Source organism: Microlunatus flavus, from assembly GCF_900110855.1.
In the GTDB taxonomy this organism is placed as follows: Bacteria; Actinomycetota; Actinomycetes; order Propionibacteriales; family Propionibacteriaceae; genus Microlunatus; species Microlunatus flavus.
The window spans coordinates 53,239-65,300 of sequence record NZ_FOFA01000010.1 but is presented as its reverse complement, the minus strand read 5'-3'; the positions used below and the strand labels follow the sequence as shown (position 1 = coordinate 65,300).

9 protein-coding genes are annotated in these 12,062 nt (G+C 73.3%); all 9 read left to right on the top strand.

From position 1 onward, the window contains the following. Positions 1–96: 96 nt before the first annotated feature. Positions 97–1,284, top strand: a complete 1,188-nt coding sequence (locus BMY04_RS19280) for a class I SAM-dependent methyltransferase (RefSeq protein ID WP_091185346.1) — start codon at positions 97–99, stop codon at positions 1,282–1,284. A 342-nt stretch (positions 1,285–1,626) separates the two neighbouring features. Beyond that, positions 1,627–1,923: a co-chaperone GroES gene (gene groES, locus BMY04_RS19275; protein WP_091072411.1), complete on the top strand. Its 297-nt coding sequence runs from the start codon at positions 1,627–1,629 to the stop codon at positions 1,921–1,923. A gap of 34 nt (positions 1,924–1,957) precedes the next feature. After that, positions 1,958–3,574: a chaperonin GroEL gene (gene groL / locus BMY04_RS19270; protein WP_091185342.1), complete on the top strand. Its 1,617-nt coding sequence runs from the start codon at positions 1,958–1,960 to the stop codon at positions 3,572–3,574. A 619-nt stretch (positions 3,575–4,193) separates the two neighbouring features. Further along, entirely contained in the window at positions 4,194–4,817 is a 624-nt protein-coding gene (locus BMY04_RS19265) for a sigma-70 family RNA polymerase sigma factor (protein ID WP_170854231.1), read from the top strand. Positions 4,818–5,081: 264 nt separating this feature from the next. Then, entirely contained in the window at positions 5,082–6,659 is a 1,578-nt protein-coding gene (guaB, locus tag BMY04_RS19260; RefSeq protein WP_091185717.1) for an IMP dehydrogenase, read from the top strand. An 8-nt stretch (positions 6,660–6,667) separates the two neighbouring features. Continuing rightward, positions 6,668–7,549 (top strand): cytochrome c oxidase assembly protein, encoded by an 882-nt coding sequence (locus tag BMY04_RS19255; RefSeq protein ID WP_198410285.1) that lies wholly within the window; start codon positions 6,668–6,670, stop codon positions 7,547–7,549. Positions 7,550–7,595: 46 nt separating this feature from the next. Continuing rightward, positions 7,596–8,699, top strand: a complete 1,104-nt coding sequence (locus BMY04_RS19250; RefSeq protein ID WP_198410303.1) for a GuaB3 family IMP dehydrogenase-related protein — start codon at positions 7,596–7,598, stop codon at positions 8,697–8,699. Positions 8,700–8,852: 153 nt separating this feature from the next. Beyond that, complete coding sequence (locus BMY04_RS19245) at positions 8,853–11,636, top strand: S8 family serine peptidase (protein WP_091185329.1); 2,784 nt, start codon at positions 8,853–8,855, stop codon at positions 11,634–11,636. 72 nt (positions 11,637–11,708) lie between these two features. Further along, entirely contained in the window at positions 11,709–12,029 is a 321-nt protein-coding gene (locus tag BMY04_RS19240; protein ID WP_198410284.1) for a chorismate mutase, read from the top strand. Positions 12,030–12,062: the final 33 nt, after the last annotated feature.

Sequence of the window (12,062 nt, the reverse complement as noted above, 5' to 3'; positions counted from 1 at the left end):
AGACTCCGGAAGATCGAGCGAACGTGACCGGACCGGCGTCGTACGGGCCGGCCGGCGGAGCGTGGGAGCCGGGCCCCCGCGGCGGGGGAGGGGAGCGTGACCGACCTGCCGCTCGGTCTCACCGAGGAGGCCGTGGCGGCGGCCGAGGCGGAGCCGGACCCCGGCTCGCTCGCCGCGGGCACGCGCCTGCGCACGCGCCTCGGGCCCGACCTCGCGGCGGCCGCGCTCACCCAGGTGGCGCTGCGGCGACGCGCCCGGGCCAAGTTCGGCGAGGCGGCGGCGCGGCTGTGGTTCACCCGCGACGGCCTCGAGCAGGCCACCCGGCCCGAGGTGGCGGCGCTGCACGCGCAGCGCTTCGCGGCCGCCGACGTACGGCGCGTGGTGGACCTCGGCTGCGGCATCGGCTCGGACGCGGTCGCCTTCGTGCACGCCGGCCTGGACGTGCTGGCCGTCGAGCGCGACCCCGCCACGGCCGACGTCGCCCGCGCGAACCTCGCCGCCGCGGTCGAGGCGTCGGAGCACGAGGTGCGTGCGGAGGTCGTCGTGGCCGACGTCGCGGACGTCCTGGCCGCCGGGATCGACCCGGCCGACGGCGTCTTCGCCGACCCCGCGCGCCGTGACGCGCGGGGGCGGGTGTGGCGCCCGCAGGACTTCAGCCCGGACCTGTCGTCGCTGCTCGCCCTGGCCGTGCCGGGCCGGCTGCTCGGGGTCAAGCTCGGGCCCGCGCTCCCGCACGCGCTCGTCCCGGCCGAGGCCGAGGCGGAGTGGGTGAGCCACCACGGCGACGTGGTGGAGGTCGGCGTGTGGAGCGGGCCGGGCAGCGTGCCCGGACGGCGCAGCGCGCTGCTGTGGCCCGACCGGCGCCTCGTCGGCGGAGCGGGGGAGCCGCTCGCCGTCCGGGAGCCGGGTGCTTACGTGCACGAGCCCGACGGGGCCGTCATCCGTGCCGGTGCGGTGGAGGTCCTCGGGGTGCGGCTCGGCGCCGGGCTCCTGGCCGACAAGGTCGCCTACCTGACCGGCGACGCCGACGCGACGAGCGAGTTCGCGACGACGTTCGTCGTCGAGCGTGTGCTGCCGTACGACCTCAAGGTGCTGCGGCGCTGGGTGCGCGAGGCGGACGTGGGCACGCTGGAGGTCAAGCGCCGCGGGCTGGACCTCGACCCGGCGCGGCTGCGGCAGGACCTGCGCCCGCGCGGGCGGACGTCCGCGACGCTGCTCCTGACGCGTTCCACGGCCGGAACCGTCGCCCTCGTGGTCCGGCGTGCGGAGCGTCAAGGGACCTAGTTGCTGCAAGCGCTTGTGTATTCGGCCAGATCGCGAATAATTGTCCTCGGCGCGTGGTCCGCGGAGTGCACCCGCGAACGCCCGCGCCGGCCGAGCCGTCCTCCCACCCCCCGGGGGCCGCGCCGGCGTGCGGCCCCGGTTCCCCTCGACCCGGGGCCGTTCGGCGTTCTGGCACTCAGGTTGGGCGAGTGCTAATGTCGGATTAGCACTCCGACGAGGAGTGTGCCAACGCCGGCCTCGGTCGGCGTGGGTGGACGGGACGGCCCCGCGACGGCGCCCCGCACCCCGGCAGCACAGCTCTTGACCGCAGAACATCCGCACACATCCTGAAAGGGGCCTGACGTGGCCAGCACGATCAAGCCGCTCGAGGACCGCATCCTCGTCCAGCCGCTCGAAGCAGAGACCACCACCTCCTTCGGTCTGGTCATCCCGGACACCGCCAAGGAGAAGCCGCAGGAGGGCAAGGTCATCGCGACCGGCCCGGGTCGCATCGACGACAACGGCCAGCGCGTCCCGCTCGACGTCGCCGAGGGCGACGTCGTCATCTTCAGCAAGTACGGCGGCACCGAGGTGCGCTACGACGGCAACGACCTGCTGCTGCTGAACGCCCGCGACATCCTCGCGGTCGTCACCAAGTAGCTCCGCAGCACCCGAGCAGAGGAACCGCACACACATGGCCAAGATCCTCCAGTTCGACGAGGAGGCGCGCCGCTCGCTCGAGCGTGGCGTCGACACCCTCGCCAACACCGTCAAGGTGACCCTCGGCCCGAAGGGCCGCTACGTCGTCCTCGACAAGAAGTGGGGCGCTCCCACCATCACGAACGACGGCGTGACCGTCGCCCGTGAGGTCGAGCTCGACGACCCGTACGAGAACCTCGGCGCGCAGCTCGCCAAGGAGGTCGCCACCAAGACCAACGACGTCGCCGGCGACGGCACGACGACGGCGACCGTCCTCGCCCAGGCGCTCGTGCACGAGGGCCTGCGCGCCGTGGCCTCCGGTGCCAACCCGGTCGGCCTCAAGCGCGGCATCGACGCGGCCGTCTCGGCCATCACCGAGCGCCTGCACGAGAACGCCCGTGAGGTCCAGACGACCTCCGACATGGCGTCGGTCGCCACCATCTCCGCGCGTGACGCCGAGATCGGCGGGCTCATCGCCGAGGCGTTCGACAAGGTCGGCAAGGACGGCGTCATCACCGTCGACGAGTCGAACACCATGGGCACCGAGCTCGAGTTCACCGAGGGCATGCAGTTCGACAAGGGTTACCTGTCGCCGTACTTCGTGACCGACCCGGAGCGGATGGAGGCGGTCCTCGAGAACCCCTACATCCTGATCAACTCGGGCAAGGTCTCCTCGATGAGCGACCTCCTCCCGCTGCTGGAGAAGGTCATCGGCGCGTCCGGCACCCTCTTCGTGGTGGCCGAGGACGTCGACGGCGAGGCGCTCTCGACGCTCGTGGTCAACAAGATCCGCGGCACCTTCACCTCGGTGTCGGTCAAGGCCCCGGCCTTCGGCGACCGCCGCAAGGCCATGCTCGAGGACATCGCGATCCTCACCGGCGGCACCGTCGTGGCGCCCGAGGTCGGGCTCAAGCTCGACCAGGTCGGCCTCGAGGTGCTGGGCCGTGCCCGCCGCGTCGTGGTGACCAAGGACAACACGACGATCGTCGACGGCGCGGGCGACGCGGAGGCCGTCAAGGCCCGCGTGGCGCAGCTCTCGGCCGAGATCGAGCGGACCGACTCCGACTGGGACCGCGAGAAGCTGCAGGAGCGGGTCGCCAAGCTCGCCGGCGGCGTCTGCGTGATCAAGGTCGGCGCGGCCACCGAGGTCGAGCTCAAGGAGAAGAAGCACCGCATCGAGGACGCCGTGTCCGCGACGCGTGCCGCCATCGAGGAGGGCATCGTCGCCGGCGGCGGCTCGGCCGTCATCCACGCGTCGAAGGCGCTGGACGGCGACCTGGGCCTGACCGGTGACGAGAAGACCGGCGTCGGCATCGTCCGCCGCGCGGTCGTCGAGCCGCTGCGCTGGATCGCCGAGAACGGTGGCGTCCAGGGCTACGTCGTCACCGCCAAGGTGGCCGAGATGGAGCCCGGTTCGGGCTACAACGCGGCGACCGGCGAGTACGGGGACCTGATCGGCGCCGGGGTCATCGACCCCGTCAAGGTCACGCGCTCCGCGCTGGCCAACGCCGCGTCGATCGCGGCGCTGCTGCTCACCACGGAGACCCTCGTGGTGGACAAGCCCGAGGAGGAGGAGCCCGCCGCTGCGGGTGGCCACGGCCACGCGCACTGAGGAACCTCTCGCCCGGTAGCACCAGCAAGACCCTCACGAGGCCGTCCCGCCACCCGGCGGGGCGGCCTCGTGCCGTTCCGGGGCTTGTTCGTGGGCCCCGACGTGCCATGGGCTGCCAGAAGTCGCGCGCGAGCCTCAGGACCCCCTCCTGGGCGAGCGGTAGCGGTTCCCGGGCCGCGCGAGCCTGCGACCGGGAGGAACCACCGCTCGACGGACGAGGGGCTCGGCCGGTCGGGGCCGAGGAGTGCTGGCGGCAGCAGGCGGCGACCTCACGGGCGCGGCGGGCCGGAACCGTACGGCGTTCGGGCCAGCAGATCTTCGAGTGATCGTTGAAGCGTGTAGTACGCGCTGTTGAGAACTACTTGGGGAAGTAGCGCAACAGTCGAGCGATCACGATTCGATAACGATGACCCCCTGACTGGTAATTGACAACGGTGTTCCATGAGAATCATCCGTGAGGCGTTCGGGGGATCGCTCACAAGGGGCAGCGATGGCTCGGAGGTCGGGAACCTCCTGAACCACCCAGCAAGACCCGTGGACCACTCCCGGCGGACCCCGCCGGAGCCCTGCGGCAGCTCGTGCACTGACCATCCACTCGGGGAGTGAATGGAGTCCTCTCGTGACGAACACGGATCTCGGCCAGGCTCTCTCTGACCACGACCTCGTGGCGCGTGCTCGCGCCGGTGAGGCCCATGCGCTCAACCAGCTCATCGCCGCCGTGCGCAAGGCGGTGCACCGCTACTGCCGCGCCCGGCTGGCGACCTACAGCGGTGGCGTCGAGGTGGCCGAGGACGTGACCCAGGAGGTCTGCCTCGCCGTGGTCGACGTCCTGCCGCGCTACCAGGACCAGGGCGCGCCCTTCGCGGCCCTCGTCTACGCGATCGCCTCCAACAAGGTCGCCGACGCCCAGCGCCGCTACGCCCGTACGCCGTTCCAGGTCGTCGAGGAGCTGCCGGAGCAGGCCGAGCCCTCGCTCGACCCCGAGCAGCAGACGATGGCGCGCTCCGACGTCGAGGCGGCGCTCGCCCTCCTCGAGCGGCTCCCCCCGCGGATGGCGCAGGTCGTGCGCCTGCGCGCCGAGGGGATGAGCGCGGAGGACGTCGGCGCCATCGTCGGCCTCACCGCCAACGCCGTGCGCGTCACCCAGCACCGCGCGCTCACGCGGCTGCGCCGCCTGGTCGCGGAGTCGGAGGACCACCGCGAGCGCTTCGCCGACCGGTGGAAGGCTCCTGTCGCGGCGTGACCTTGGCTCGCTCGCTGGGCCGCTCCTGACGGCGTCTTCCTCGTCGCGAGGGCCGGACGAAAAGCGTGTCCGGCCCTCGCTCCTCGTCCAGACGCCGCCGCGGCCCGGACGCTCGCTTCGCGTCCGCTCCCTGCACGACTGGTTCGGCCGTTCCGCCCAGCCTGAGCCGAGGTCGGGTGCTTCCGGGTTCCGACGGGAATGTCCCGACGAACCGCGGCGCTACAGTGGGCTCTCCGCCTGCGCCAGAAGGACCCTGCCGTGCCCATGCTCCCGGGGCAGCCGCCCGCCGACACCTCGCGACCCGCCGCTGACGTCACCTCCTACGACCAGCAGGGCCCGGACTCCGGACCCGGCGTGCCGGCCCCGTTCGCGGCGCTCGGCCTGACCTTCGACGACGTGCTGCTGCAGCCGCACGAGAGCGACGTCATCCCGTCCCACGCCGACACCTCCACCCGGGTGTCGAAGCGGATCAGCGTGAAGATCCCGCTGATCTCCTCGCCCATGGACACCGTGACCGAGTCGCGCATGGCCATCGCGATCGCCCGCCAGGGCGGGCTCGGGATCATCCACCGCAACCTCTCCATCGAGGACCAGGCCCACCAGGTCGACTTCGTCAAGCGCTCCGAGGCCGGCATGGTCGACGAGCCGATCACGATCTCTCCGGACGCCACCATCGGCGAGGCCGACGCCCTCTGCGCCCGCTTCCACATCTCCGGCGTCCCGGTCGTCGACCGCGACCTGCGCCTGCTCGGCATCGTCACCAACCGGGACATGCGCTTCGAGACCGACCCGACCCGCCTCGTCGGCGCCGTCATGACCAAGATGCCGCTCGTCACCGGCCACGTCGGGATCAAGGGCGAGGACGCCATGGCGCTCCTCGCGGCGAACAAGATCGAGAAGCTGCCCCTCGTCGACGACGGCGGCCGGCTGCGCGGCCTCATCACGCTCAAGGACTTCGTCAAGGCCGACCAGTACCCCGACGCGAGCAAGGACGACCAGGGCCGGCTCCGCGTCGGCGCGGCCGTCGGCTTCTTCGGCGACTCGTGGAAGCGGGCGATGTCGCTCGTCGAGGAGGGCGTCGACCTGCTCGTCGTCGACACCGCCCACGGGCACTCCCAGGGCGTCCTGGAGATGGTCCGGCGCCTCAAGGCCGACCCCGCGGCGGCGCACGTCGACGTGGTCGGCGGGAACGTCGCCACGTACGCCGGCGCCAAGGCCCTCGTCGAGGCCGGGGTGGACGGGGTCAAGGTCGGTGTCGGGCCGGGATCGATCTGCACCACCCGCGTGGTCGCCGGCGTGGGCGTCCCGCAGGTGACCGCGATCCACAACGCCTCGCTGGCCTGCCGGCCCGCCGGCGTCCCGCTGATCGGCGACGGCGGCCTGCAGTACTCCGGCGACATCGCCAAGGCGCTCGTCGCGGGCGCGGACACCGTCATGCTCGGCTCGCTGCTCGCCGGCTGCGAGGAGAGCCCGGGCCAGCTGATCTTCGTCAACGGCAAGCAGTTCAAGGCCTACCGGGGCATGGGCTCGCTCGGCGCGATGGCCTCGCGCGGGCGCTCGGCGTCGTACTCCAAGGACCGCTACTTCCAGGGCGACGTCAGCTCCGACGCCAACCTCGTGCCCGAGGGCATCGAGGGCCAGGTGCCGTTCCGCGGCCCGCTCGCCGCGGTGGCGTACCAGCTCGTCGGCGGCCTGCGCCAGTCGATGTTCTACACCGGCGCCTCGACGATCGGCGAGCTCAAGCAGAACGGCTCGTTCGTGCGGATCACGTCCGCCGGCCTGCGCGAGTCGCACCCCCACGACATCCAGATGACCGTCGAGGCGCCGAACTACAGCGGCTAGGCGCCCGCGTGCCCCCGGCAGCGACCTACCTCTCCACCTGGCGGCTCGACCCGGCCGCGGCCGTGGCGATGGCGCTCGTCCTGCTCGCGTACGTCGCCGGCGTGCGCCGTGTCCGCGCGGCGGGCGGCCGGTGGCCGGTACGGCGCACCCTCGGCTTCGTGCTGGCCGGCCTCGGTTCGTACGCGGCCATCTCCTTCGGCTTCCTCGGGGCCGAGAGCACGGCGCTGCGCTGGGCCTTCACCACGCGGGTCGCGCTGCTGCTGCTGGTCGTGCCCCTGCTGAGCCTGCTCGGGCGCCCGCTCGACCTCGCCTACGCGGCCCTGCCCGACCGGGGTGCGGACGGGGTTCGGCGGGTGGTCGGCTCGCGCCCGGTGCGGCTGCTGGGCAACGCGATCGTCGCCCCGGTGGCGGGGTGCGCGCTGTTCTGCGTGTTCCTCACCCCGCTGGCCGGCGCCTGGCGCACCAGCGTGCTCGCGGAGGAGGGGACGAGCCTGGTGCTGCCGGTCCTCGGCCTGCTGTTCGTGCTGCCGATCGCGGCCCACTCGGGGCTGCGCAGCGAGGTCTTCCTCGCCGCGGAGTTCCTCTTCGCGTTCCTGGAGCTCGTGCTGGACTCGATCCCGGGCCTCGTGCTGCGGCTCACCGGGCACGTGCTCGACGGGGTGGGGGCCGTGGCCGGCGCGCTGCCGACGTGGTTCCCGGGGCCGCTGACCGACCAGCACTGGTCCGGCGACCTGCTCTGGTCGATCGCGGAGGTCGCCGACCTGCCGATCCTGCTGGCCCTGTTCGTGCGCTGGGTGCGCTCCGACCGCCACCACGCGGACCGTGCCGACGGGCTCACCGAGGACGAGCTCGAGGCGCTCATGCAGGAGCACCTGCGCGGCGGTCGCTGAGCGCGCGAGGACACGCGCCGCGCGATGCGCGAGAATCACCGGCATGGTGGTCGAGATCGGGCGGAACAAGCGGGCCGAGCGGGCGTTCGCGTTCGACGACGTGTCGATCGTGCCCTCGCGGCGCACGCGCGGCGAGGAGGAGGTCTCGCTGAGCTGGCGGATCGACGCCGGGACGTTCGCGTTCCCGCTGCTGGCCGCGCCGATGGACTCGGTGATGTCGCCGCAGACCGCGATCCTGCTCGGGCGCCTCGGCGGGCTGGGCGTGCTGAACCTCGAGGGCCTGTGGACCCGCTACGAGGACCCGGAGCCGCTGCTCGAGACGATCGCGGCCGAGCCCGACCCCACCGCGGCGACGCGGACCATGCAGGAGATCTACGCCGAGCCGATCAAGCCCGAGCTCATCGGCGCGCGCATCGCGGAGATCCGCTCCGCGGGCGTCGTCGCCGCCGGCGCGCTCTCGCCGCAGAACACCCAGGCGTACGCCAAGCACGTCGTCGACTCCGGCGTCGACTTCTTCGTCATCCGCGGCACGACGGTGTCGGCCGAGCACGTCAGCCGTGAGGTCGAGCCGCTGAACCTCAAGCAGTTCATCTACGACCTCGACGTCCCCGTGATCGTCGGCGGGTGCGCGACCTACCAGGCCGCGCTGCACCTGATGCGCACGGGCGCGGCGGGCGTGCTCGTCGGGTTCGGCGGGGGAGCGGCGGACACCACGCGCTCGGTCCTCGGCGTCGCGGTGCCCATGGCGTCGGCCACCTCCGACGTCGCGGCGGCGCGCCGCGACTACCTCGACGAGTCCGGCGGCCGCTACGTCCACGTCATCGCCGACGGCTCGGTCGGCCGGTCCGGCGACATCGCCAAGGCCATCGCCTGCGGCGCGGACGCGGTCATGGTCGGCTCGCCGCTGGCCAAGGCCGTGGAGGCTCCGGGTCGCGGGTTCCACTGGGGACCGGAGGCGTGGCACGCGACCCTGCCGCGCGGCGAGCGGGCGCACTACGGCACCGTCGGCACGCTCGAGGAGATCGTGCTGGGCCCCTCGACCGTCTCCGACGGCACCATGAACCTCGTCGGCGGGCTCCGCAAGGCCATGGCCACGACCGGCTACTCCGACGTCAAGGAGTTCCAGCGGGTCGAGGTCGTGCTGGGCTGACCCGCCCCACCCGGGCCTCCGAGGCGTCGGAGAACGTTCGCGGCCAATTCGCCGGACACTCCTCCACGACCCGTACTTATCACCTAGGTTTCGTCGCCAGTGCCCCTACGACGACCGATGGAGAGCTCCGTGTCCCGAGCAGCACGAGGGTGGGTGGCCGGACTCGCCGCGCTGGCCGTCGGCGTGACCGTGGTGACGGTCCCGACCTCCACGCAGGCCGCGCCCCCGCCGGCCCGCCCCGCGAAGGTCGACCGGTCCCTCGGCGGGGGCCTCGGGCAGCTCCTCGCGCAGCAGCAGGGCTCGACGCAGGGACGGGCTCAGCGCCGGGCCGCCGGCGCTCGCGCCGACCAGGCCGGGCTCGCCATCCGCGACGCGGACGGGCGGGTGCTCGTCGACCTCACGCCGCAGGCCGGGACCGACCGGGCGGCGTTCCGCCGTGCCGCGGAGCGGGCCGGGCTCGACGTGCGCGCGACCGACCCCGACCGCGGGACGCTGGAGGGCTTCGTGGCCCTCGACGCGGTGCCGGCGCTCAAGGCCCTGCCCGGGCGCGGGTCCCTGTCGGCGGCGGTCAGGCCGGCGACCCGCGTCGGCAGCGCGACCTCCCAGGGCGTCGCGCTGCAGCGCGTGAGCCAGGTGAACAAGCGCGGGCTGGACGGCGCCGGCGTGACCATCGGCGCCCTCTCGGACTCCTACGACGAGGCGACCGGGACCGCCGACGGCGCCCTGCTGGCGGTCCACGCCGCGCAGGACGTCGCGAGCGGCGACCTGCCCGGGCCCGGCAACCCGGCCAACCCCACGCCGGTCGCCGTCCTCGAGGACTACCGCCCGGGCGCCACCGACGAGGGACGGGCCATGCTCCAGATCGCCCACGACGTCGCCCCCGCCGCCAGGCTGTGCTTCGCCACCGCGTCCACCGGTCCCCTCGGGTTCGCGCAGAACATCCGTCGCCTGGCCGACCCGGCCGACGCCTGCGGCGCCGACGTGATCGTCGACGACGTCACCTACTTCGACGAGCCGATGTTCTCCGACGGGCCGATCTCCGACGCCATCGACGACGTCGCCGCCGCGGGTGTGCACTACTTCACCTCCGCCGGCAACGAGGGCGTCGACCAGGCCTGGGCGTCCAAGGTCAAGCTCGTCTCGACCGAGAAGGCCCTCGCCACCAGCAACATCAAGCTCGACGGCGTCGACCCCGCGCTCTACAGCGGCGGCTTCCAGGACCTGCGCAACGGCGCCGGCGTCGACGTGGCCCAGACCGTCGCGATCGGCGCCGGCGGCGGCCTGCTGAACCTGCAGTGGGACGACCCCGTCGACCTCGACGGCCCGACGCTCGGCGACCCCTACCTCACCGACGAGGGCATCATCACCGCGGAGGACCCTACGGAGACGTTCTCGTTCACCGCGACGCCCGACCAGCTCGGCACGCCCGTGCAGATCCGCACCGACGGGATCCCCAGCGGCAACACCGATCTCGTCCTGTCGGTGACGGCACCGGACGGCACCGACCTCGGCACGGTCGACACCGGCTCCTCGCCCGAGGTGCTCGGGACCGTGCTGGACCAGGCGGGGACGTACACGGTCACGGTGAGCGGCTTCGCCGACGAGACCGGCGACTTCACCGTCGACGTCCGGCCGGTCCTGGCCCCCTCGGCCGTCACGACCGACTTCAACGTCCTGCTCTTCGACGCCGACGGCACCTTCCTCACCGAGATCGCCGACGACAACGCGCTCACCGGCCGCCCGCAGGAGCTCGCGAACCTCGCCGGCGCCCCCGAGGTGCAGCTGGTGGTGGCCCGGGCGGGCACGGGGAAGCCGGGCGCGACGCGCCTGCGCACCGTCCTGTACGGCGCGGTCGGCTTCGCCGAGCACTCCGATCCGCTGGCCCCCGCCACCTACGGCCACGCCGCAGCCCGCGGAGCGACCGGCGTCGCGGCGTACGACCCGTTCCGGCCGTTCCTGCCCGAGGGCTTCACCTCGCCCGGCGGCTCGCTGCGCGTCCTGTTCGACTCCGCGGGCCGTCGGCTCCCGAAGTCCCAGCAGACCCGCCGCACGCCCCAGGTGGCCAGCGCCGACGGCGGCAACACGACGTTCTTCTACGCCGACTCCGCGCTCGACCCCGACGACCAGCCGAACTTCTTCGGCACCAGCGCCGCCGCGCCGCACGCCGCCGGGATCGCCGCGCTGGCCGTGCAGCGGGCCCGCTCGCGCGACCGGTCGCTGAGCCCGGCGAAGCTGCGCTCGCAGCTCGAGGACTCCACCTTCGCCCACGACCTGGACCCGACGCTCGCCAAGGGCAAGGTCGACGGCGTCACCCTCACCGCGGAGGGCGCGCAGTCGGGGGAGAGCGAGCTGCTCCCGGGCTCGATGACCGACCCCGACTTCTTCACCCTGCGCAACGGCAGCGGCAAGACGGTGCGCTCGGTGACGCTCGACGGGCGCACCGCCAGCCCGACCGCGCCGGGCGAGGCGGGCTCGTCCACCTCCGCCGGGATCGTCTTCGACCCCCGCCCGTACGACCCGGGGCAGCCGCGGCGCGAGGTCGGCTTCCCCTTCACGGTGGGCGGCACGGACGGCGGCCTCGACGCGTCGGGCGTGAGCGCCTCGTACTCCCGCCCGAACGGCACCGGGCAGTTCGGCCGGATGACGCTCACCTTCGCCAAGGGGCTGAAGAAGGGCCAGACGCTGCGGTTCGGCGTCGACCGCGACCTCGCGGTGTCGGGCTACGGCGGTTCCAACGAGGGCAACGGCGCCGACGAGCTCGGCGGCGGCGTGCTCCTGCCCTCGGGCAAGACGCGCTCCTCCGGGCTCTCGCTCACGGTGCGGCGCACCAGCGGGAGGTCGACGACCGGCCAGCTGCGCAACAAGCTCGGCTCGGGCTGGAGCCCGGTCGACGGCTACGGGCTGGTCGACGCCGAGGAGGCGGTCCTCGGGCGCTGAGCCGCACGTCGACGGTTCGACCCGCGAGCGGGCGCGGGGGTGCCGACCGCCGTCCTCACTAGGATGACGGCCATGGCTGCTGCTCCTCTCGGGGTCGAACCGGACGTCGCGGACGAGCTGGCCCGCCTGCGGCACAGCATCGACAACATGGACGCGGCCCTGGTCCACCTGCTCGCCGAACGGTTCGCCGTCACGCAGCAGGTCGGGGTCCTCAAGGCCGCCCACGGGCTGCCGCCGGCCGACCCCGCGCGCGAGGCGCAGCAGATCGCGCGGCTGCGGGCCCTCGCGGTCGACGCCCGCCTCGACCCGGAGTTCGCGGAGAAGGTCCTGGCCTTCATCGTCGCCGAGGTCGTCCGCCACCACGAAGCGGTGCTGCGGGACACGACCGTCTGATGGTCCGTCGGTGCACCGGGGCGGTCGTCCCGC

Coding starts and splice junctions, on each gene's coding strand:
- groL (WP_091185342.1), top strand. CDS start 1,958: ATGGCCAAGATCCTCCAGTTCGACGAGGAGGCGCGCCGCTCGCTCGAG.
- guaB (WP_091185717.1), top strand. CDS start 5,082: ATGCTCCCGGGGCAGCCGCCCGCCGACACCTCGCGACCCGCCGCTGAC.
- BMY04_RS19240 (WP_198410284.1), top strand. CDS start 11,709: ATGGCTGCTGCTCCTCTCGGGGTCGAACCGGACGTCGCGGACGAGCTG.